Genomic DNA, 20,821 nt, shown 5'->3' with positions numbered 1-20,821 from the left:
AGGCGTGACAGGCGAGGGCGGTCCTCCCCGCTGTCCTCCCCATCTGTCATCGGAACCTGAGAGGTTCGCCCTGACCCACGCGGGGGCACGGCTTGCACCTTGGGTGGAGCCACTGACACAGCGGCCCGCTTTTCAGATGTGCCTCGCCCGCGCGGTAACGGGGCCTGAGAGATTCAAGGGAGGGACTTGCTCCTTCGGCGCCCCGGGCACCGTGGTGCCGGGGGACTCTCCCGCGCGGATTCAAGCGGCCGGTATGCAGTTGGCGCGGACATCATTGCACGCCGCCCGCGACGGCGGCAGACCGGACGTGCCGCGCCCCTTTGTGACGGGCCTGTGGCAGGAAGCGAACGGAACCGCGAGACACCGTGCATTACCTTCTCTTTACATTAAGTGGGGAGAACCTTTCCTGAACCCCCAGGGAGGACGGTCACGGTGACAAGGACCACGGCGTACGCGACGACGACGGGCATCGCCCTGCCCGGGCAGCCGACGGCCCCGGCCCGCGAGCGGTGCGGCGGTCTCCCCGTCGCACCGGTCGTCCGCGACCTGCGCGACCGCGCCGGCCACAGCCCGCACGGCCTGCTCTTCGGCCCCCGTGACCTGGTGGTGGTCACCGGGCTGCCGGGCAGCGGGAAGTCCACGCTGATGCACCGCACCGTCCAGGGCATACGGATCGACTCGCAGGACACCCGCGACCGCTGGGACGCCCGGCTGGCCCGCGTCCTGCCGTACGCCGTCTACCGCCCGCTGGTCCGTCTCGCCCACTACGCCGCCCTGCGCCGCGCCCTCCGCAGCGGCGAGGGCGTGGTCGTGCACGACTGCGGGACGCAGGTCTGGGTGCGCGACTGGCTGGCCCGCGCGGCGCGCCGCCGCGGCGGCACCCTGCACCTGCTGCTGCTCGACGTCACGCCGGACACGGCCCTGGACGGCCAGCGCGAGCGCGGCCGGGGTGTCTCGCGGTACGCCTTCCTGCGCCACCGCCGGGCGGCGGGCCGGCTCATCCGCTCCGTCGAGAAGGGCGAACTGCCCCCGGGCTGCGGAGCGGCGCTCCTCCTCGACCGCGACGCGGCGGACGCACTGCGCCGCATCGCCTTCACGACCTGACCGCACCCACCCTGCGCGCGCGGCGCCCGTCCGTGCTGAACTGGGCGGGCCGAATGGGCTGCTGGCTTTGTCGGTGTCACCCGCTAGCCTTTCCAGCCTCAGCAGTGGTTTCCAACAGGCGGTAGGCAGATGGACTTCCCGGCGGACTTTCCCGCGGACTTCCCGGCACAGGCACACCCCCACCCGCACGGCGGTTGGCCCGGCAACGAACTGGAGGAGGTGCTGTCGGCCTCGCTCGGGGTGCCCGCGGCGGGGGGCCGGCTCATCGAGGTGCTGGGCCGCAGCTTCCTCTGGGTCCCGCTACCCGAGGGCGGCGGCCCGCACAGCGGCTCCCTCGACCTGCCCACCACGGAGATCGCCGGCCAGGTGTACGTCCCGGTCTTCAGCTCCGAGGAACAGTTCCGCCTGGTGGTCGGCTCGCACCTGTCGTTCACCGTCGCCCCCGCCGTCGAGTTCGCCCGCGGCCTGCCCCCGCAGGTCGGCATCGCCGTGAACCCCGGGGGAGTGGTGGGCCTTCCGCTGCCGCCGGAGGGCGTCGCCGAGCTGTGCCGGGTCGGCCGCACCGAACTGGACGGACCCGCCTCGGGCGGCCGGGTGCGCCTCTTCGAGCCGGACTGGCAGGACGACCCGATCGACTTCCTGGCGGCGGCCTCGGCGGAGTTCGCGGCGATCGGCGTGGTCGCCACGGCCCGCCGCTGCCTGGCCGCGATCGAGACGGCCGACCCGGTGATGTTCGTGGGCGTCGAACTCACCCAGTGGGAGGGGGACCTGCGCGCCCTGCCCCTGGAGGCCCTGGGCAAGGCGCTGGGACGCGTCCCGGTGCCGTGGCCGGTCAACCTGGTCCTGCTGGACGTGGCGGACGACCCGGTCGCCCACTGGATGCGGGACCACGTGCGCCCCTTCTACCAGTACGGCCACTGAGGCTCCCTGTCCCGTGCGGCCCGACCCGTAGCCGCGCACGGACCATCGGCCCCCACCCCCTGGGCGCTTAAGCTGTCCCCAAACGCGGGGCAAGCTCCACACGCGGGGCGACGAACGAAGGGGCGGTAACACGTGAGCGCCAGCGGCACCGCGGCGACCGGACAGGTCGAGCACATGCTGCGCCAGGTAACCCCCGGGCGCTACGACGCCTACGAGGCACTCCTCCGCGCCCTCGCCACACCCGCCTCCGGCCAGATCTGGATGCTGCTCTGGCACGGTCAGTCCGGTTCCCCCGACGCCCAGTACGGGAACATGGAGGTGGAAGGGCACGGCTACGCCCCCTGCGTGACCTCGGCCCAGGAATTGTCGGCCAGCGGCTGGAACCGCTCGTACGAGGTGGTCGACGGCCTCGACGTGGCCCGCACCCTGTACCCCGACCACTTCGGCCTCTGGCTCAACCCGCACGCCCCGGGCGGCGGGGTCGGCATCCCCTGGCTGGACCTGCGCCGCATCGCCACCGGCCTGGACCGGCAGCCGGCCGGACCGCTGCGGCTGGCCGAACCGACCATCGAGATCCCGCAGTTCTACGCCCTGCTGTCGCAGAACGCCCACCGCACGCCCGCGGTCCGCTCGTTGCGCCGCGCCTGGGTACAGCCGGCCCTCGGGGCGCCGTACCTGGCGATCGGCCTCGACGTGTACGACACCTCGCCGCCGACGGTGGACTCGGTGCGGGCGATGATGCAGCAGTCGATCGGCGCGGTCCCGGACGGCCTTCCGGTGTCCACCGTGGCCATGACCGACGAGTACGACCCGGTCGTCCTCTGGATGAGAGCGGCGGCCCGCCCGTTCTACGACCGGGAGGCCCACGCGGCCCTCCCCCCGGCCCCGGCGGCCGGCTACGGCTATCCGCCCGCGCCCGGCGGTTACTGAGCACCGCTCATCCGCCGTGCGTCTCCACGCCGTTGAATTCTGCGCACAAGAAATCCGGGTGAGCGGCAAAATTCATTGCCGCTCACCCGGATTTTTTGTGGTGTCGCCCTGTGTCAGCCGTGCATCACCGTTACGGCTTGGGAGTGCAGCCGTCGGAGCTCTTCGTCTGGCACTCCGCCCAGTGCTCCGAGGACGTTATCCCCTTGAGGATTCCCATGTCGTTGACGGGATACTGCTTGCAGTCACCTCCCTGGCGCCACTTGTAGATCCCGAAGTTGTGGTACTCGACCATCGGCTGCGCGTATCCCCGCTTGTGCGAGTCGACGACCATGGTGTCGGTCACGGTGACGCCCTTCGCGGCCGTCTTCGTCACCGTGTAGCTGGTCTTGGCGTTCACCGTGGCGATGGCCCAGCCCAGGGACACGCTGGCCTCTCCGCTCCAGGCGGACGCCCGCGTGGTGCTCGTCGTCTCGGCGATCGAGAGCGTGGCCGCGTGGGAGCTGCTGTTGTACTTGCTGCGCACCGGTCCCCGGCTCTTGTAGGAGGCGCCGGACAGCTTGGAGACGGTGTAGTAGGTGAAAGGCTCGCAATGCGCGGCGGCCGCGGAAGTCGCCGTCGCGGGAATGATGGCGAAGCTTCCGCCGAGCAGGGCGACGCCCGTCGCAGCGGAACAGAGCGCGCGCTTCTTCGAGGTCTTCATTTGTTCTCCCCGTATTCCCCGTTTTCCTTCTGCCCCGGTATTCAGGTCGCCGGTGCAGTGGTACGGGGATGAAGCTAGTCCTGCGAATTCGATCCGGCAAGCATTTTTCCGCGAGGTGGTTCGGGTGAATTCTCAGGGGAAGCTCAGATTCGTAAAGCGCAGGAAAATCGGTTCATGGTCAAAATCCCGATTGTCCACTCTGCGCGGAGGGAAAAAGGGGAGGGAAGCGGCGAACTGGGCACGATGGGCGCTGAATGTGATGTCGGTCACATCGAATTGCCTCGCGTCCGAGGTCCCGGCGGGCGCCCTTCGGTCGAAGTTCATGCGATGATCTTCGCGCGTAGATGTGCACGATTGGAGGCGTACTGCGCCCTGTGCGTAAATTGTTCCGTCCGGCCTCTGTTGTCTGCCGTCCGGATAGCGGAAACCTCGATCGTCATCACGGTTGCGCATACTTTCTCCATCAGCCCTGGCGCGTGATCGCCAGGGCGTTGAAGACTCGCCTCTCAGACGCGAAGTCACCGATCCCGCGAGCCGGTACGCAGTGCCAGTCAACGGTCTCGCGGACGGTGGGGCCGTAACCATCGGCAGCCACCGCGCACCATGCAAGCGAACCAAGCCGCCCATAGCGGCGGACAAAAGCCGGTCACCACCGGTGAGAGGGGTCAGGTCACTGTGACCGCACCGATCGAGACCACCGGGGCGGCAGCCGATGCGCAGCCGGAGGCTGTGCTGGAGGGTGCCGGTAAGGGGCGGATCGAGGGGCGTTCCCTCGGGCAGATCGCCTGGTCCCGGTTCAAGAAGGACAGGGTCGCCGTCGCGGGCGGCATCGTTGTCGTCCTGCTGATCGTGGTGGCGATCCTCGCCCGCCCCATCCAGGCTCTGTTCGGTCTCGACCCCAACGCCTTCCACCAGGATCTGATCGATCCCAACACCTCGCTGCCGACCGGTGGCTGGGGCGGTATGAGTCTCGACCACCCCCTGGGCATCGACCCCAAGTTCGGCCGCGACATCGCCACCCGCATCCTGGAGGGCTCCTGGGTGTCGCTGGTGGTCGCCTTCGGCGCCACCGTCCTCTCCAACGTGATCGGGGCCGTCATGGGCGTCGTCGCGGGCTACTACGGCGGGCGCGTCGACTCGGTCATCAGCCGGCTGATGGACACCTTCCTCGCCTTCCCCCTCCTGCTGTTCGCCATCGCCATCTCCGCCACCCTGCAGGGCGGTGCGTTCGGCCTGAACGGACTGCCGCTCCACCTGAGCGTGCTCATCTTCGTCATCGGCTTCTTCAACTGGCCCTACCTGGGCCGGATCGTGCGCGGCCAGACCCTGGCCCTGCGGGAGCGCGAGTTCGTCGACGCCTCGCGCGGCATGGGTGCCAAGGGCCCGTACATCCTGTTCCGCGAGCTGATGCCCAACCTGGTCGGCCCGATCATCGTCTACTCGACGCTGCTGATCCCGACCAACATCCTCTTCGAGGCGTCCCTCAGCTTCCTCGGCGTCGGCATCCAGCCCCCGCAGGCGTCCTGGGGCGGCATGCTCCGTGAAGCCGTGACCTTCTACCAGGTCGATCCCGAGTACATGATCGTGCCCGGCCTTGCAATCTTCGTGACCGTGCTGGCGTTCAACCTGCTCGGTGACGGTCTCCGCGACGCTCTCGACCCGCGCAGCCGCTGACGCCTGCCGGCACCCGAGAGCCCGAAAAGTTTCCGACAATGGAGGGGAACCCACCCATCATGCGAAGGTCAGCGCTGGCCGCGATCGCGGCCATCGGCTCCGCCACCCTGCTGGTTGCAGGGTGCAGCAAGGCCGATGACAACAAGAACGACAACGGCGGCAGCTCCGCCGCGGCCAACGCGGCTACCAAGGGTGTCGTCAACGCGTCGGACAAGAAGGGCGGCACGGTCACCTACGAGCTGTCCGACGTCCCGGACTCGTTCGACCCCGGTAACACGTACTACGCGTACATGTACAACTTCAGCCGGCTGTACGCCCGTCCGCTGATGACGTTCGAGCCGGGCCCCGGCTCCAAGGGCAACACCCTGGTCCCGGACCTCGCCGCGAGCAAGGGTGTCTCCAGCGACGGCGGCAAGACCTGGACGTACAAGCTTCGTTCCGGCCTGAAGTACCAGGACGGCACCGCGATCACGTCCAAGGACGTCAAGTACGCCGTAGAGCGCTCCAACTTCGCGCGTGACGTGCTCTCCCTCGGCCCGAACTACTTCCAGCAGTTCCTGGTCGGCGGCGACAAGTACAAGGGCCCCTACAAGGACAAGAGCGCCAAGGGCCTCGCCTCCATCGAGACCCCGGACGACACCACGATCGTCTTCCACCTGAAGACGGCCTTCCAGGAGTTCGACTACCTGGTCGCCGCCCCGCAGACGGCCCCGGTCCCGCAGGCCAAGGACAACGGCGTCGACTACGTCAAGAACATCGTGTCCTCGGGCTCGTACCAGTTCCAGAGCTACCAGGACGGCAAGCAGGCCGTGCTGGTCCGCAACAAGAACTGGGACCCGAAGACCGACCCGCTGCGCAAGCAGCTGCCGGACAAGATCGTCGTCAACCTCAAGGTCAACCCCGAGACGGTCGACAAGGACGTCCTGGCCGGCGACGCGATCGACCTCGGCGGCACGGGTGTCCAGGCAGCCACGCAGGCCCAGCTCCTCACCGACTCCGGCAAGAAGGCCAACACGGACAACACCTACGGTGGCCGTCTGGTCTACATGGCGATCAACACCAAGTTGAAGCCGTTCGACAACGCCGCCTGCCGCAAGGCCGTCGAGTACGCGATCGACAAGGTCTCGGTGCAGACCGCCGAGGGTGGTCCGATCCGCGGTGACGTCGCCACCACGGTGCTGCCGCCGGACATCCCGGGCTACGCGAAGGCGGACGTCTACGCCACCACCGGCAACAAGGGTGACGTCGCGAAGGCCAAGGAGCAGCTGAAGGCCTGCGGCAAGTCGTCGATCAGCACCAACATCACGGCGCGTTCGGACCGTCCGCAGGAGGTCGACGCCGCCACGGCGATCATCAACTCGCTGAAGAAGGTCGGCATCAACGCCAGCCTCAAGCAGTACCCGTCGGGCAAGTACTTCACCGACTACGCGGGTGTGCCGAACTTCGCCAACAAGCAGAACGTCGGCCTGATGATGATGCAGTGGGGTGCCGACTGGCCGTCCGGCTACGGCTTCCTGCAGCAGATCCTGAACGGCCAGGCGATCAGCCAGTCGGGTAACACCAACCTGTCGCAGTACGACAACAAGTCGGTCAACGACCTGCTGGCCAAGGCGATCGGCACGCAGAGCGACTCCGAGCGCATCGCCCTCTACACGCAGATCGACAAGCAGGCCATGGACGACGCCGTCATCGTCCCGCTGACCTACTTCAAGGTCCTGCTGGCCCGCCCGACGAACAACACCAACCTGGTGTCCTCGGCGGCCTGGAGCGGCCAGTACGACTACCTCAACATCGGCGTCGCGTCGAAGTAGCAGCCCCGGAAGGCAGGTGAAGGCATTGGTGCCCGCGGACTTCGTGGCCCGCGGGCACCAGCGCCGATCCCCGTGATCTCGTACATCCTCCGTCGGACGCTCGCAGCGGTGATCCTGCTGCTGGTCGTCTCCGCGGTCACCTTCGCCATTTTCTTCGTGCTGCCGCGGCTCGCCGGGCAGACCGCCGACCAGCTGGCGCAGCAGTACATCGGCAAGAGCCCGTCGAAGGCGGACATCGCCGCGGTCAAGCACAACCTCGGTCTGGACCAGCCTGTCTACGTCCAGTACTGGCACTTCATCAAGGGGATCGTCTCCGGCGCCACCTATGACCTGGGCCCCACCACGGTGCACTGTGACGCGCCGTGCTTCGGCTACTCCTTCAAGACCCACCAGGCCGTCTGGCCGCAGCTGACCTCCCGGATGCCGGTGACCCTGTCGTTGGCCGCCGGTGCCGCCGTGCTGTGGCTGGTCTCGGGTGTGGCGATCGGCGTGATCTCCGCGCTGAAGCCGCGCTCCTTCTTCGACCGCACCTTCATGGGTGTGGCCCTCGCAGGCGTCTCGCTGCCCATGTTCTTCACGGGCAACCTGGCGATCCTGCTCTTCACCTACCAGTGGCCGATCTTCGGCCGCACGTACGTCCCGTTGACCGAGAACCCGGCACAGTGGGCCAACACACTGATCCCCGCCTGGTGCTCGCTCGCCCTCCTGTATTCGGCCATCTACGCGCGGCTCACCCGCTCGGGCATGCTGGAGACGATGAACGAGGACTACATCCGCACGGCCCGCGCCAAGGGCCTGCGCGAGCAGAAGGTCGTCGTCCGGCACGGACTGCGCGCCGCGCTCACCCCGATCATCACCGTCTTCGGCATGGACCTCGGTCTGCTGCTGGGCGGCGCGGTGATCACCGAGACCGTGTTCTCGCTGCACGGTGTCGGCCAGTACGCGGTGCAGGCCATCGATGACAACGACCTGCCTCCGATCCTCGGCGTGACCCTGCTCGCCGCCTTCTTCGTCGTGATCGCAAATCTCCTGGTGGACCTGCTCTACGCGGCCGCCGACCCGCGGGTGAGGCTCTCGTGACCGAACTCTCCAAGACCGGTGCCGCCGTGGGGGAGCCCACGCCGAGCAGCCCGTCGGACGCCTTTCTCGATGTCCGAGACCTCAAGGTGCACTTCCCGACCGACGACGGCATCGTCAAGTCGGTCGACGGCCTCAGCTTCTCCCTGGAGAAGGGCAAGACCCTCTCCATCGTGGGCGAGTCGGGTTCGGGCAAGTCCGTCACCTCGCTCGCCATCATGGGCCTGCACCGGCTCGGCGCCCGCGGCAAGAACGTCCGGATGTCCGGCGAGATCTGGCTGGGCGGCAAGGAACTCGTCGGAGCCTCTCCGGACGAAGTGCGCCGGCTGCGCGGCCGCGAGATGGCGATGATCTTCCAGGACCCGCTGTCCGCGATGCACCCGTACTACAAGATCGGCGACCAGATCGTCGAGGCGTACCGGGTCCACCACGACGTCAGCAAGAAGGTCGCCCGCGCCCGCGCCATCGAGATGCTCGACCGCGTGGGCATCCCCGAGCCCGCCAAGCGCGTCGACGGCTATCCGCACGAGTTCTCCGGCGGTATGCGCCAGCGCGCGATGATCGCGATGTCGCTGGTCAACAACCCCGAGCTGCTCATCGCGGACGAGCCGACGACCGCCCTGGACGTGACCGTCCAGGCGCAGATCCTCGACCTGATCCGGGACCTGCAGAAGGAGTTCGGCTCCGCGGTCATCATCATCACCCACGACCTGGGTGTGGTGGCCGAGATCGCCGACGACGTGCTGGTGATGTACGGCGGCCGGTGTGTGGAGCGCGGCCCGGTCGACGAGATCTTCGAGAAGCCGCAGCACCCCTACACCTGGGGTCTGCTGGGCTCGATGCCGCGCATCGACCGCGAGACCTCCGACCGGCTCATCCCGGTCAAGGGCCAGCCGCCGAGCCTCATCAACGTCCCCTCGGGCTGTGCCTTCCACCCGCGCTGCCCGTACGCGGACCTTCCCAAGGGGAACGTCACCCGCACGGTCCGTCCCGAGCTGGAGCTGGTCGACGGCGGCCACTGGTCCGCCTGCCACCTCTCGGCCGAGGACCGGACGCGGATCTGGACCGAAGAGATTGCGCCGAAGCTGTGAGCGACACGAAGAAAACCGATGAGGCGGTCATCCCGCAGCAGGCGCCGGCTCCCGAGAAGGCGTCCGGGGACCGGGAGGTGCTGCTGAAGGTCGAGGGCCTGGAGAAGCACTTCCCGATCAAGAAGGGCATCCTGCAGCGCCAGGTCGGCGCGGTGAAGGCCGTCGACGGCATCGACTTCGAGGTGCGCAAGGGCGAGACCCTGGGCGTGGTCGGCGAGTCGGGCTGCGGCAAGTCGACCATGGGCCGGGTCATCACCCGGCTCCAGGACCCGACGGGCGGCAAGGTCACCTTCGAGGGTCAGGACATCACGCACCTGTCCACCGCGAAGATGCGCCCGCTGCGCCGCGACATCCAGATGATCTTCCAGGATCCGTACGGCTCCCTGAACCCGCGGCACACCATCGGTTCGATCGTCTCGGCGCCGTTCCGGCTCCAGGGCGTCGAGCCGGAGGGCGGGGTCAAGAAGGAGGTCCAGCGCCTGCTGGAGCTGGTGGGCCTGAGCCCCGAGCACTACAACCGCTACCCGCACGAGTTCTCCGGTGGTCAGCGCCAGCGCATCGGCATCGCCCGCGCGCTCGCCCTGAAGCCGAAGCTGGTCGTCGCCGACGAGCCCGTCTCCGCCCTGGACGTCTCGATCCAGGCCCAGGTCGTCAACCTCATGGACGACCTCCAGGAGGAGCTGGGCCTCACCTATGTGATCATCGCCCACGACCTCTCCGTCGTCCGTCACGTGTCGGACCGGGTCGCGGTGATGTACCTCGGCAAGATCGTCGAACTCGCCGACAGCACCAAGCTGTACGAGTCGCCGATGCACCCGTACACCAAGGCGCTGATGTCGGCGGTGCCCGTCCCGGACCCGAAGCGGCGCGGGCAGAAGAGCGAGCGCATCCTGCTGCGCGGTGACGTGCCGTCGCCGATCGCCCCGCCGTCCGGCTGCCGGTTCCACACCCGGTGCTGGAAGGCGACGGAGATCTGCAAGACCACCGAGCCGCGCCTCCTCGAACTGCGCACCGGCCAGCAGGTCGCCTGCCACCACCCGGAGAACTTCGCCGACCAGGCACCGCAGGACACGGTCCTGCTGACCGCGGCGAAGGAGGCCGCGGAACTGGTCGGCGAGGCGGCCCTGGAGGAGTCGGCGGAGACGTCGGCGGCGGTGGCCGCGGCGGCGGAGGAGATCGCCGCGGCGGAGGAGATCGCCGCGGCGGAGGAGACCGCCGAGGCGTCCGAGACGGCCGCCGCGCAGCCGGAGGCCGCAGAGGCGTCCGAGACGGCCGCCGAGCAGCCGGAGGCCGCAGAGGCGCCCGAGACGGCCGCCGAGCAGCCGGAGGCCGCAGAGGCGCCCGAGACGGCCGCCGAGCAGCCGGAGACCGCAGAGGCGTCCGAGACGGCCGCCGCGCAGCCGGAGGCCGCGGACACGGAGCGCGAGGAGGCCGCGTCCGCGACCGAACCCACGGAACCGGAAACCCGCGACGAGAAGTGAGCGGACCACCCGCGTGAATGCCCCGGCAGGCCGTTCGGTCTGCCGGGGCATTCCTGTTCCACGGGAGAACAGGAGTCAGCCGGGGGTGACGCATGACACGTCTCGGTAAAGCCATGTACATGCCGTAACGGCAGCATGCAGAGTCGTCCGTGTCCGTGCACTGACCGGCACGCTCGAAAGGGACGACCCATGCGCCTCTCCCGTTCGGCACGTCTGGCGGCTGTCGCGACCGCGGCAGCCGCCTCCTTCGTCATCGCCGCCGCTCCCGCCCCCACCCCGGGCGCCGACGGCGTGGGCGACCCCTACTTCCCGCAGCTGGGCAACGGCGGTTTCGACGCCCGCCACTACGACCTCGACATCGCCTACGCGCCCGACACCGGCCGCCTGGACGGCCGTACGACGATCACCGCGCGCACCACCCAGAACCTCTCCACCTTCGACCTCGACCTCCAGAAGCTGGACGTCACCCGGATCGAGGTGAACGGCAGACGCGCCGAGTTCACGCGCAGCGGCGACGAGATCACCGTCACCCCGAGGAACTTCCTCCCCAGGGGCCGGGAGTTCACCGTCTCCGTCACCTACGGCGGCATACCCCAGCCCCTCAACAGCCCCATCGTCTTCGGCTCCGACTACGGCTGGATGAAGACCCCCGACGGCGTCTTCGTCGCCTGCGAGCCCAACGCGGCCTCCACCTGGTTCCCGTCCAGCGACCACCCCTCGGACAAGGCCACCTACGACATCAGGGTCAAGGCGCCCAAGGGCCTGACCGCCGTCTCCAACGGCCGGCTCGTCTCGACCTACGACAAGGGCGCCTCGACGTACACCCACTGGCGCGAGTCGAAGCCCATGGCGACCTACCTCGCCACCGCCACCATCGGCAAGTTCGACGTCCGCACCGGAAAGACCCCCTCCGGCATACCGATCTACGTGGCCATCGACCCCACCCTCGCCCACAGCAACAGCGTCGACGTGTACGCCGTCACCGCCGCCGCCACCGACTACTGGGCCTCGGTCTTCGGGCCGTACCCCTTCGAGGAGACCGGTGCGATCGTCGACGACATGCCGCAGGCGGGGTTCTCGCTGGAGGTGCAGAGCAAGCCGGCCTACTCGGCGGTGCGCAACGAGACGACGATCGTGCACGAACTGGCCCACCAGTGGTTCGGCGACTCGGTGAGCGTGGCGCAGTGGAAGGACGTCTGGCTCAACGAGGGCTTCGCCACCTACGCCCAGTGGCTGTGGGCCGAGCACCAGGGCACCAGGTCGGCCCACGACTCGTTCCTCGCCGCGTACAACGCGCGGGCGGCCGAGAACCCCTTCTGGGGGATCACCGTCGCCGACCCGCAGCGCGACACCATGTTCGCCTCGGCCGTCTACCAGCGCGGCGCCATGACCCTCCAGATGCTGCGCGAACGGATCAGCGACACGGCCTTCTTCAAGCTGCTCCCCGCCTGGACGACGCTGCACCGCTACGGCAACGCCGACACCGCCGACTTCATCCGGCTCGCGGAGAAGGTCTCCGGGCAGCAGCTCGACGACCTGTTCCGCACCTGGCTCTTCACCCCTGGCAAACCGACCCTGTAGGCCTGGCTTTGTAAGGTGCATGCACCCTGACGGTCCACAATGTCAGGGTGCAGCTCCAGCAACTCTTCTCCCCGTCCGTCCAGCACACCCTCGACGTCATCGGCATCTTCGTCTTCGCGATCTCCGGCGCGCTGCTGGCCGTCCGCAAGAACTTCGACGTCTTCGGCATCGCCGTGCTGGCCGAGGTCACCGCGCTGGGCGGCGGGATCTTCCGGGACGTGATCATCGGCGCGGTGCCCCCGGCCGCCTTCACGGACCTCGGGTACTTCATGACCCCCCTCATCGCCGCCCTGGTGGTGTTCTTCCTGCACCCGCACGTCGAACGGATCCAGTCGGCGGTCCTGGTGTTCGACGCGGCCGGCCTCGGCCTGTTCGCCGTCAGCGGCACGACGAAGGCGTACTCCTACGGCCTGAACCTCACCGCTTCGGCCGCCCTGGGGCTCGCCACCGCGGTCGGCGGCGGCGTGCTCAGGGACGTGCTCGCCAACGAGGTGCCCTCGCTGCTGCGCTGGGACCGCGACCTGTACGCGGTCCCGGCGATCGTCGGGGCGATGACCGTGGTGCTGTGCATCCACTACGACGCGCTGACCCCGTACACCAGCGGGCTCGCGGTGGTCACCGCTTTCGTACTGCGCCTGCTCGCGATGCGGTACCACTGGCGAGCGCCGCGCGCGTGGAACCGGCGCTCGACGGTTCGAGAGGAGTAGCGGAGTGGCCCTTGACGTGGCTCTGGCCCATGTTGACCGTGAGCCACTCGAACACGGTCGCCACCTGAGGCCGCCACAGCGCCATGTTGTGGCCGCCGTCGCTGCGCGGCAGGAACACCACGTGCACGGTGGTCGGCGCCTTCGCGACCTGTTCGAGCGCCACCCCGGCCTGGTAGCCGTCACCTGACTCGCCGGACAGGTACAGCGCGATCGGGGGCGGGCTGGCCGCCTTCCGCAGCAGCAGGTAGGGGTTGTTCTGCTGGCGCAGGGTGAGGTTCTGCGCGGCGAGTGAGTTGCGCTCGCCGATGGGGTCGTTGTACCCGGACAGGCTGACCGCGGCCCGGTAGCGGTCGGGGTGCGCGACCGCCAGCTTGACCGCGCAGTGCGCGCCGGCCGAGTAGCCCGCGGTGGCCCAGTTCCCCGGGGCGGGGGCGGCCCGGAAGTTGTCGGTGACCATCTTCGGGACGTCGATGCTGAGCCAGGTGTCGGCGTTGACCGTGCCCGGGATGTTGGCGCACCCGGTGTCCACCCCGGCCAGCAGGTTGGTGCGCGGGGCGACCAGGATGAAGGGCGCGACCCTGCCGCTCCTCATCAGCGGCTCCAGCTGCTGGGTCACCTTCATCGAGCCGAACCAGGCCTTGGCCGAGCCGGGGTAGCCCGGCAGCAGCTCCACCACCGGGAACTTGTGGTTCTTGTACCTGGGCTCGTTGTACTGGGGCGGCAGCCACACGTAGACCTCGGCGTTCACCCCCGAGATCCGGCCCTTGAGCTGGGTGACCTGCACCCCGCGCATACCGGGTCCGCTGGCCGCGGCGAAGGTCTGCTTCACCTTGGGCAGCGTCTTCAGCGCTATTCCGCCGGTCCCGTCCTGGCCGAGGTTGGCGGCCTGCTGGACGTGGTTGCCGGTACCGAGGAGATCGGCCCAGTTGTCGTACAGGTTGTTCTGGTTGTTGACCAGTACGAAGATCAGCGTCACCGCCGTGGCCTGAGCGAACAGCAGCATCAGGACCCGGGCCGCGGCACGCACGATCCTGGGCCCCCGCATCCGCGACCACAGGGAGAGCGGCAGTATGAGAGCGACCACGGTCAGCACGATGGTCGTGTAGAGGAACGGAGTCCCGGTGAGGCTCATGTCCCCATAGAGGGGAATTCCCGGGTCCGGGTTACGGACGTCTCCGGACACTTACCTAGAAATTGCCGGAACCTCACTCGGGAGGGGGATCCCTTACCGGGGCGCCGCTGCCGCGTAGCTCACAAAAGCGACCGCTTAGTAATCTTCTCTTGTAGTGTTCAGACATGTCAGAAGCATCAGCGACGCGGGCCGTCGTCGGCGACAGCGAGTTCGACCGCGACACCGCGGTCACCCGGCGCGCCCCCGGGGTGTACGACATCGACCTCTCGGCCGGCTGGACCATCATCAGCGCCGTCAACGGCGGCTATCTGCTGGCGGTGCTCGGCCGGGCCCTGGCGGACACGCTGCCGCACCCGGACCCGTTCACCGTCTCCGCGCACTACCTGACCGCGTCCCGGCCCGGCCCGGCCGTGATCCGCACGGACACCGTCCGCACCGGCCGCACCCTCTCCACCGGCCAGGCCTCCCTCTTCCAGTACGACGACGAGGGCAACGAGGTCGAACGCATCCGCGTCCTGGCCTCCTACGGCGATCTCGCCGCCCTTCCCGACGACGTCCGCACGACGGCCGTCCCGCCCGCCATCCCGCCCATGGACCAGTGCTTCGGCCCCCAGGACGGACCCGCCCCGGTCGACGGCAGCTCCGCCATCACCGAGCGCCTGATGCTCAAGCTGGACCCGGCGACCCTGGGCTGGGCGCTCGGCGCGCCCTCCGGCAAGGGTGAGATGCGTGCCTGGTTCGGGCTCGCCGACGGCCGGGACGCCGACCCGCTCTCGCTGCTGCTGGCCGTGGACGCGCTGCCGCCCACCGCGTTCGAGATCGGCCTCAAGGGCTGGGTCCCGACGATCGAGCTCACCGTCCACGTCCGGCACCGCCCCGCCCCGGGCCCCCTCCGGGTCTCCATCGCCACCCGGAACCTCGCCGGCGGCTTCCTGGAGGAGGACGCCGAGGTCTGGGACAGCGCGGACCGGCTGGTCGCCCAGTCGCGGCAACTGGCCCGCGTCCGGCTCGGCTGACCGCCGCCGTCCTTTGTCCGACTCACAGGTCGGGGACAGGGCGGCCCCAAGTACGCCCTAAGCGCCGTTGGTTGAGTGCCACGCCTCAGGACTCCCTCATCCTCCATGGAGTTGGCTCTCATGAAGCGTGTACGTCTCGCCCCCGCGGTCGCCCTGCTCGCCGTGTCACCGCTGCTGCTGACCGCGTGCGGCTCGGACGACTCGTCGTCCTCCACCGGCAACGGCGACTCCGGCCGGTCGCAGTCCTGTCAGCGCCCCTCGGGCATGCCGACCGGTCAGGCCTCGGGGGCGCCCACCGGGGTCCCGTCCGGCGCTCCCTCGGGCGCCCCCACCGGTACCGCCGAGCCGACCGGCACCCCCACCGGCATGCCGAGCGGTACGCCGGGCGGCGGCGGCCAGGGCGGTGGCGGCTGCGGCGGCGGTCCGGGCGGTCCCGGCGGGGGCGGCGCGGCCCCCGGCGGAGCCCCGGCCCAGCAGGCCACCAGGAGCTGACTCCCGGGGCTGGTCGTGCGTCAGTCCAGCCAGTGCTGCCGGCCGAGGCTGATGAGCCGCATCTGACGGGTGGCGATCCGGGTCACGCGCTGCCGCTCCGCCTCCGAGGGCTCCGGCGACTCCAGGGTCTCCAGGAACAGCGAGGCGGTGATGAGCATCTGGTCCACATAGAGGTGGGCCAGCATCAGCAGGTCGTCGTCGTGCCAGCCCTCGGCCTCGGGGTCCTTGGCCAGCTCCGTCTTGACCTCCTCGGCGAACCGGGCCAGCTGGTCCCGGATCGCCGCCCGCACCGGCTGGACCCCGCCGTGCCGCTCGCGGGCGATGAACCGGACGTGCGCCGGGTGCGCGGCCACGTGGTCGGCGATCAGCCGCACGGCCCGGTCGATGCGCTCGGCGCCGGGGGTGGCGACCGTCGTACGGACCATGGGGTGCAGGCTGCCGAGCGCCTCGTCGACGAGGGCGACACCCAGGTCGGCGGTGGAGCGGAAGTGCCGGTAGAAGGCGGTCGGGGCGACCCCGACGGCCCGGGTGACCTCGCGCAGCCCCAGGCTGCTCAGGCTCTGCTCCTCCAGCAGCCCGAGCGCCGCGTCCAGGAGGGCCTGGCGGGTCTTCTGCTTCTGGGCCTGCCGGATGCCGAGGGTGTGACTCATGTCATCCAGTTAACAACTGTTCTCTCGAATTGAAAAGCCGTAGAGGTTGGTAGACTCGAAGTCAGTGAACAACTGTTACTACAACCGTTCACCCAAATGTAACGGAGGGGGATCGAAACCCATGTTGTTCCTCGTCGCCGCACTCATGCTGCTCGGCGTGGTGCTGGGCACCGTGGCCCACGCGCCGCTCGACGTCACCGCGGGCCTGGCCGCCGTCATCGCCGTCTGGCTCGCCGTCTTCGCGGTCCGCGAGCGCATCGCCCGCCACCGCCGCACCTCTGCCAACTGACCTTCCGTCCCGCTCGCCAGAGGAGCCGACCATGATGCACCTCACCGCCCCGGCCACCCCCCGCACCCAGCCCCGTACCCGCGACGCCGACGGCATGGCCGTCGCGTCCTTCATCCTGGGCCTGCTGGGCCTCCTGGTCCTGAACCTGTTCCTGGGCCCGACCGCGATCGCCCTGGCCGCCGTCGCCCTGTGGCGCGGCACGGCCCGCAAGGGCCGCGCCTATCTCGGCCTGTTCCTGGGCGTGGCGGACCTGGCGGTGCTCGGCATCGCGATCGCGGCCTCGCACACGGTCTCCTGGAGCCTGTGAGCAGGGTTCACTGAAGCGCCCCCATAGGGGCGCGGGGAACTGCGCGACCAGCCACCACGTGACCGGTAGCCGCCCACGGTGAAGGCCCCCTACGGCGCGAGGCGTCCCCAACTCCGTGCCCCGTAGAATCGACCCACCATGGCCTACCTCGACCACGCAGCCACGACCCCGATGCTCCCGGAAGCGGCCGCTGCCCTCACCGCCGCCCTGGGCGTCACCGGCAACGCGTCCTCCCTGCACGCCTCCGGCCGCCAGGCCCGCCGCACGGTCGAGGAATCCAGGGAGACCCTGGCCGAGGCGCTCGGCGCCCGCCCCAGCGAGGTCGTCCTCACCTCCGGCGGCACCGAGGCCGACAACCTCGCGGTCAAGGGCCTCTACTGGTCCCGCCGCGACGCGGACCCCGCCCGCACCCGCGTCCTGTCCAGCCCCGTCGAACACCACGCGGTCCTCGACGCGGTCCACTGGCTCGGCGAACACGAGGGCGCGACGGTGGAGTACCTTCCCGTCGACGGCTACGGCCGGGTCCACCCCGACGCGCTGCGCGAGGCGATCGCCCGCAACCCCGACGACGTGGCCCTCGCCACCGTCATGTGGGCCAACAACGAGATCGGCACGATCCTGCCGATCCGCGAACTCGCCGACGTGGCCCACGAGTTCGACATCCCCCTGCATGCGGACGCGGTGCAGGCGTTCGGCCAGACCCCGGTGGACTTCGCCGCCTCCGGCCTCGCCGCGATGACCGTCTCCGGCCACAAGATCGGCGGCCCCTACGGCATCGGCGCCCTGCTGCTCGGCCGTGAGCACAGCCCCGTACCGGTCCTGCACGGCGGCGGCCAGGAGCGGCACGTGCGCTCCGGCACCCTCGACGTCCCGGCGATCGCCTCCTTCGCGGTGGCGGGGCGCCTCGCCACCGAGCGCCGCGAGCGGTTCGCGCACGAGGTCGGCGCCCTGCGGGACCAGCTGATCGACGCGGTGCGTACGGCCGTACCGGACGCGATCCTCGGCGGCGACCCGGTGGACCGACTGCCGGCCAACGCCCACTTCACGTTCCCGGGCTGCGAGGGCGACTCGCTGCTCCTGCTGCTCGACGCGCAGGGCATCGAGTGCTCGACGGGCTCCGCGTGCACGGCCGGCGTCGCCCAGCCGAGCCATGTCCTGCTGGCCACCGGGACCGACCCGGACCTGGCCCGGGGCACCCTGCGCTTCTCGCTCGGCCACACCTCCACCCAGGCCGACGTCGACGCCGTCGCCAAGGCGATCGGCCCGGCGGTGGAGCGGGCCCGGGCCGCCGGACTGTCGTAGACCGGTTCCGCCGGAGCACGACGCACGAACGGCTGCCGCCGGTGCTTCCACCGCCGGCGGCAGCCTGACCGGGAGGCCGGCCCCCGGCTAGCTCTCGGTCACCATGAGGGACGCCATCATTCCCTCGTCCTCGTGTTGCAGCAGATGGCAGTGCAGCATGTACATGTAGGTGTCGTCGGCGAAGTCCGTGAACTCCATGGCGATCTCGATCGAGCCGCCGCCGACCACTTCGTAGGTGTCGAACCAGCCGAGGTCGACTCCCGTCGGATCCTCGCCGTTGATGGAGATCAGCTGGTAGGGCACGTCGTGCAGGTGGAACGAGTGCTCCAGCTGGGTGCCGTTCTTGATGGTCCAGATCTCCTTGGACCCCAGCGTGGTGCTGATCATGGCCATCGAGGACATGCTCGTCCCCGCCGACCCGTTGATCGTCATCGTCGTGCCGCTCTGGCCGAGGGTGATGGTCCGGGCGGTGAAGTCGGTGGTGTCGTACCGGTCGATCGTGTTGAGCGAGGCCGGCAGGTCGTCCGGGGTGTCGGTGCCGGACGCGGTGATCGCGAGCACGTCGTAGGTGCCGCTGCCGCCGCGGACCCAGCCGGTGGTGACGACGGCCTGCAGCGTGACGGCGTCCGACAGGTCGAGGACGAACTCGGCGCGGGCGCCGGCCACCAGCCGGATGCCGGTCACCTCGGTGGCCGCGGTGAGGTAGCCCTGGTCGGTGGCGATCTGGGTGAGGTTGCCGCCGTCGCTGCGCTGGATGGTGATGATGTCGGACGGCGATGCGTTGAGCACCCGGAACCGGGTGCGGGTCCTGGTCGCCGTGAACGTCAGCGTGGTGTCGTCCACGTTGGTGCCGTTCAGCAGCAGCGGGAAGCTCAGTCCGTTGCCCAGGTATCCGGTGAGGTTGTACTTGATGTCGCCGGCGCTGTCGGTGGCGAGGCTCTGGAAGATCAACGGGATGTCGTCGGTGCCGTAGGTGCTCGGCAGCTCCGAGGAGACGGTCGAGTCGTCCGCCACGATGATCATGCCGGCCAGTCCGTGCACCGCCTGCTTGGCCGTGGTGCCGAGGGCGTGCGGGTGGTACCAGAGCGTCTTGGCGTCGTCCTTGACCGTGAACGTCGGGGACCAGGTCTCCCCGTCGGCGAAGGCTACTTGGGGACCGCCGTCCGTCTTGGCGGGGACGTGGGCGCCGTGGAAGTGGACAGTGGTGTCCTCGCCCAGGCTGTTGGTGATGTCGAGCAGAACGGTGTCGCCGTTGGTCCACTTCATCGTGGGGCCGAGGAAGGACTGGTTGTAGCCCATCGTGTCGCTGGTGACCCCGGAGAGCACCTCCGCGGTGCCGGTCTTCGCCTCCAGGGTGAAGGTGGTGGTGCCGCCGGAGGTGGTGCCCTCCAGGAGGTCCGGGACGGTCAGCGTCGCCGTGTTGGTCGCGGCGCCGGCCCTGTTGCCCTTCGCGTCGGCCAGCAGGGCGAAGGCCGCGCCGCCCGCGGCGACGGCCCCCAGCCCGACCCCGGCCATGCCGCCGAGGAACGTGCGGCGGTGAACTCCCTTGCGGCGCTTGGCCGTCGCCCCGCCGCGGGTGACCTGCTCGTCGGTGCCGTCCGCCTCGAAGGCGGGCTCTGTGGTGTGGGTCATGGCCCCGGATGTTCGACCTGGGGACTGTGTGCGATCTGAGGCGAAGTTAGGAGCCGACCCGGGGGACTGTGCGGCGGCCGTGGACGCCGGCATCGCTCAACCACCCGGCGAACAAGCCCGAATGGGCGAGACGCAGCTGGCGCCCGGGGTGAGGGACGCAACGGACACAGGCGCCGCGCAGGGCGACCACAGGGTCACGATTGCGTCTCGTGAGTCATGGTGCGTCACGCGGGGCGGGGGACCGGGTTCACGCCTGTCCGGCCCGCCGCACAAGCCGCAGGTAGCGATCCCAGTCCCAGTGCCCGCCCGGATCGGTGTGGTCGGTCCCCGGCACCTCCGCATGCCCGATCACGTGCTCGCGGTCCACGGTCATGCCGTAGCGCCCGCATATCGCGGCCGTGAGCCGTGCCGAGGCCGCGTACATCGCGTCGGTGAAGTCCTGCGGACGGTCCACGAACCCCTCGTGCTCGATCCCGACGCTGCGCTCGTTGTACGACCGGTTGCCCGCGTGGAACGCCACGTCCAGCTCGCGGACCAGCTGGGTGATCCGTCCGTCCTTGCGCACGATGTAGTGCGCGGCCGCCGCGTGCGCCGGGTCCTGGAAGGCCTTCACCGCGCTCGCGTAGTCCCCCTGCGTGACATGGACGACCACCCGGTCGACCGGGTAGTCGTCCGGCCGGTTCGCCGTCCGGTAGTTCGCCGGGGACGCCGCCACCCAGCGCGCCCCCCTGAAGTCCACCGCCCCCGCCACCCGGGCCTTGCGCACTCCCGGCAGCCGCCAGTAGAACCGCGTCAGCTCGTCCCTGGTCAGCGCCGCCGTGCCGACGGCCGTCGCCGCCCCGCCGACCAGCAGCGCGCGCCGCCCGATCCGCCGGTCCCGATCACCCGCCACTGGCTGGTTCACCCCCATGTGATCCCCAACGG

20 protein-coding genes and 1 riboswitch are annotated in these 20,821 nt (G+C 69.6%); of the genes, 15 read left to right on the top strand and 5 right to left on the bottom strand.

The features are described 5' to 3' along the window. Positions 1-142: 142 nt before the first annotated feature. Positions 143-243: riboswitch (glycine riboswitch) on the bottom strand. Positions 244-432: 189 nt separating this feature from the next. From AB0958_RS17600 to AB0958_RS17590, 3 genes are all read left to right on the top strand, one after another. Further along, complete coding sequence (locus AB0958_RS17600) at positions 433-1,104, top strand: AAA family ATPase (RefSeq protein ID WP_366891319.1); 672 nt, start codon at positions 433-435, stop codon at positions 1,102-1,104. Positions 1,105-1,233: 129 nt separating this feature from the next. After that, the gene (locus tag AB0958_RS17595; protein WP_366891318.1) at positions 1,234-2,025 is read left to right on the top strand and encodes an enhanced serine sensitivity protein SseB; all 792 of its coding nucleotides are present in this window, start codon (positions 1,234-1,236) and stop codon (positions 2,023-2,025) included. Between the two features lie 132 nt (positions 2,026-2,157). After that, positions 2,158-2,955 carry an enhanced serine sensitivity protein SseB C-terminal domain-containing protein gene (locus AB0958_RS17590; protein ID WP_366891317.1) on the top strand — a complete coding sequence of 266 codons (798 nt, stop codon included), beginning with the start codon at positions 2,158-2,160 and terminating at the stop codon, positions 2,953-2,955. Between the two features lie 130 nt (positions 2,956-3,085). Here AB0958_RS17590 and AB0958_RS17585 read toward each other — a convergent pair whose 3' ends face one another. Beyond that, the gene (locus AB0958_RS17585) at positions 3,086-3,655 is read right to left on the bottom strand and encodes a hypothetical protein (RefSeq protein WP_366891316.1); all 570 of its coding nucleotides are present in this window, start codon (positions 3,653-3,655) and stop codon (positions 3,086-3,088) included. A gap of 675 nt (positions 3,656-4,330) precedes the next feature. On the opposite strand from AB0958_RS17585, the gene AB0958_RS17580 reads away from it, so the two are divergent. From AB0958_RS17580 to AB0958_RS17550, 7 genes are all read left to right on the top strand, one after another. After that, positions 4,331-5,329, top strand: a complete 999-nt coding sequence (locus AB0958_RS17580; RefSeq protein WP_366891315.1) for an ABC transporter permease — start codon at positions 4,331-4,333, stop codon at positions 5,327-5,329. 59 nt (positions 5,330-5,388) lie between these two features. Next, entirely contained in the window at positions 5,389-7,140 is a 1,752-nt protein-coding gene (locus tag AB0958_RS17575; protein WP_366891314.1) for an ABC transporter substrate-binding protein, read from the top strand. 72 nt (positions 7,141-7,212) lie between these two features. Then, positions 7,213-8,220, top strand: coding sequence for an ABC transporter permease (locus tag AB0958_RS17570; RefSeq protein WP_366891313.1), 1,008 nt, complete (start codon positions 7,213-7,215; stop codon positions 8,218-8,220). Then, complete coding sequence (locus AB0958_RS17565; RefSeq protein WP_366891312.1) at positions 8,217-9,308, top strand: ABC transporter ATP-binding protein; 1,092 nt, start codon at positions 8,217-8,219, stop codon at positions 9,306-9,308. Before AB0958_RS17570 ends, AB0958_RS17565 begins: the two co-directional genes overlap by 4 nt. 29 nt (positions 9,309-9,337) lie before the next feature. Further along, positions 9,338-10,789 (top strand): dipeptide ABC transporter ATP-binding protein, encoded by a 1,452-nt coding sequence (locus AB0958_RS17560; RefSeq protein WP_366891340.1) that lies wholly within the window; start codon positions 9,338-9,340, stop codon positions 10,787-10,789. Positions 10,790-10,978: 189 nt separating this feature from the next. Continuing rightward, positions 10,979-12,370: a M1 family metallopeptidase gene (locus AB0958_RS17555; protein WP_366891311.1), complete on the top strand. Its 1,392-nt coding sequence runs from the start codon at positions 10,979-10,981 to the stop codon at positions 12,368-12,370. A gap of 47 nt (positions 12,371-12,417) precedes the next feature. Beyond that, complete coding sequence (locus tag AB0958_RS17550; protein ID WP_366891310.1) at positions 12,418-13,077, top strand: trimeric intracellular cation channel family protein; 660 nt, start codon at positions 12,418-12,420, stop codon at positions 13,075-13,077. Here AB0958_RS17550 and AB0958_RS17545 read toward each other — a convergent pair. Further along, positions 12,986-14,209, bottom strand: coding sequence for an alpha/beta hydrolase-fold protein (locus AB0958_RS17545; protein ID WP_366891309.1), 1,224 nt, complete (start codon positions 14,207-14,209; stop codon positions 12,986-12,988). The two genes, AB0958_RS17550 and AB0958_RS17545, sit on opposite strands and share 92 nt — an antisense overlap. Before the next feature lie 164 nt (positions 14,210-14,373). Here AB0958_RS17545 and AB0958_RS17540 point away from each other — a divergent pair, with 164 nt between their 5' ends. Both AB0958_RS17540 and AB0958_RS17535 read left to right on the top strand, forming a co-directional pair. Then, positions 14,374-15,225 carry a thioesterase family protein gene (locus AB0958_RS17540; RefSeq protein WP_366891308.1) on the top strand — a complete coding sequence of 284 codons (852 nt, stop codon included), beginning with the start codon at positions 14,374-14,376 and terminating at the stop codon, positions 15,223-15,225. A 120-nt stretch (positions 15,226-15,345) separates the two neighbouring features. Further along, positions 15,346-15,717, top strand: coding sequence for a hypothetical protein (locus tag AB0958_RS17535; RefSeq protein WP_366891306.1), 372 nt, complete (start codon positions 15,346-15,348; stop codon positions 15,715-15,717). 20 nt (positions 15,718-15,737) lie between these two features. Here the strand turns inward: AB0958_RS17535 and AB0958_RS17530 are convergent, their stop codons facing one another. Next, entirely contained in the window at positions 15,738-16,367 is a 630-nt protein-coding gene (locus tag AB0958_RS17530) for a TetR family transcriptional regulator (RefSeq protein WP_366891305.1), read from the bottom strand. A 121-nt stretch (positions 16,368-16,488) separates the two neighbouring features. On the opposite strand from AB0958_RS17530, the gene AB0958_RS17525 reads away from it, so the two are divergent. The 3 genes from AB0958_RS17525 (at position 16,489) to AB0958_RS17515 (ending at position 18,265) form a co-directional block, all read left to right on the top strand. Then, complete coding sequence (locus tag AB0958_RS17525; protein ID WP_165939399.1) at positions 16,489-16,656, top strand: hypothetical protein; 168 nt, start codon at positions 16,489-16,491, stop codon at positions 16,654-16,656. Positions 16,657-16,690: 34 nt separating this feature from the next. Further along, positions 16,691-16,963, top strand: coding sequence for a DUF4190 domain-containing protein (locus tag AB0958_RS17520; protein WP_366891339.1), 273 nt, complete (start codon positions 16,691-16,693; stop codon positions 16,961-16,963). A 138-nt stretch (positions 16,964-17,101) separates the two neighbouring features. Then, positions 17,102-18,265, top strand: coding sequence for a cysteine desulfurase family protein (locus AB0958_RS17515; protein ID WP_366891303.1), 1,164 nt, complete (start codon positions 17,102-17,104; stop codon positions 18,263-18,265). Positions 18,266-18,352: 87 nt separating this feature from the next. On the opposite strand, the gene AB0958_RS17510 is transcribed toward AB0958_RS17515, so the two are convergent. Together AB0958_RS17510 and AB0958_RS17505 are read right to left on the bottom strand one after the other, a co-directional pair. Next, on the bottom strand, positions 18,353-19,897 hold the full coding sequence (locus AB0958_RS17510) for a multicopper oxidase domain-containing protein (RefSeq protein WP_366891302.1): 1,545 nt from the start codon (positions 19,895-19,897) through the stop codon (positions 18,353-18,355). Between the two features lie 247 nt (positions 19,898-20,144). Beyond that, the gene (locus AB0958_RS17505) at positions 20,145-20,807 is read right to left on the bottom strand and encodes an N-acetylmuramoyl-L-alanine amidase (RefSeq protein WP_366891301.1); all 663 of its coding nucleotides are present in this window, start codon (positions 20,805-20,807) and stop codon (positions 20,145-20,147) included. Positions 20,808-20,821: the final 14 nt, after the last annotated feature.

The sequence above is a fragment of the Streptomyces sp. NPDC006655 genome, from assembly GCF_040703965.1.
Taxonomy (GTDB): Bacteria; Actinomycetota; Actinomycetes; order Streptomycetales; family Streptomycetaceae; genus Streptomyces.
Note: the sequence above shows the minus strand (reverse complement) of the source record. Positions and strands in the feature narration are given on the sequence as shown.

Coding starts and splice junctions, on each gene's coding strand:
- AB0958_RS17595 (WP_366891318.1), top strand. CDS start 1,234: ATGGACTTCCCGGCGGACTTTCCCGCGGACTTCCCGGCACAGGCACAC.
- AB0958_RS17585 (WP_366891316.1), bottom strand. CDS start 3,655: ATGAAGACCTCGAAGAAGCGCGCGCTCTGTTCCGCTGCGACGGGCGTC.
- AB0958_RS17575 (WP_366891314.1), top strand. CDS start 5,389: ATGCGAAGGTCAGCGCTGGCCGCGATCGCGGCCATCGGCTCCGCCACC.
- AB0958_RS17555 (WP_366891311.1), top strand. CDS start 10,979: ATGCGCCTCTCCCGTTCGGCACGTCTGGCGGCTGTCGCGACCGCGGCA.
- AB0958_RS17545 (WP_366891309.1), bottom strand. CDS start 14,209: ATGAGCCTCACCGGGACTCCGTTCCTCTACACGACCATCGTGCTGACC.
- AB0958_RS17540 (WP_366891308.1), top strand. CDS start 14,374: ATGTCAGAAGCATCAGCGACGCGGGCCGTCGTCGGCGACAGCGAGTTC.
- AB0958_RS17535 (WP_366891306.1), top strand. CDS start 15,346: ATGAAGCGTGTACGTCTCGCCCCCGCGGTCGCCCTGCTCGCCGTGTCA.
- AB0958_RS17530 (WP_366891305.1), bottom strand. CDS start 16,367: ATGAGTCACACCCTCGGCATCCGGCAGGCCCAGAAGCAGAAGACCCGC.
- AB0958_RS17525 (WP_165939399.1), top strand. CDS start 16,489: ATGTTGTTCCTCGTCGCCGCACTCATGCTGCTCGGCGTGGTGCTGGGC.
- AB0958_RS17520 (WP_366891339.1), top strand. CDS start 16,691: ATGCACCTCACCGCCCCGGCCACCCCCCGCACCCAGCCCCGTACCCGC.
- AB0958_RS17515 (WP_366891303.1), top strand. CDS start 17,102: ATGGCCTACCTCGACCACGCAGCCACGACCCCGATGCTCCCGGAAGCG.
- AB0958_RS17510 (WP_366891302.1), bottom strand. CDS start 19,897: ATGACCCACACCACAGAGCCCGCCTTCGAGGCGGACGGCACCGACGAG.
- AB0958_RS17505 (WP_366891301.1), bottom strand. CDS start 20,807: ATGGGGGTGAACCAGCCAGTGGCGGGTGATCGGGACCGGCGGATCGGG.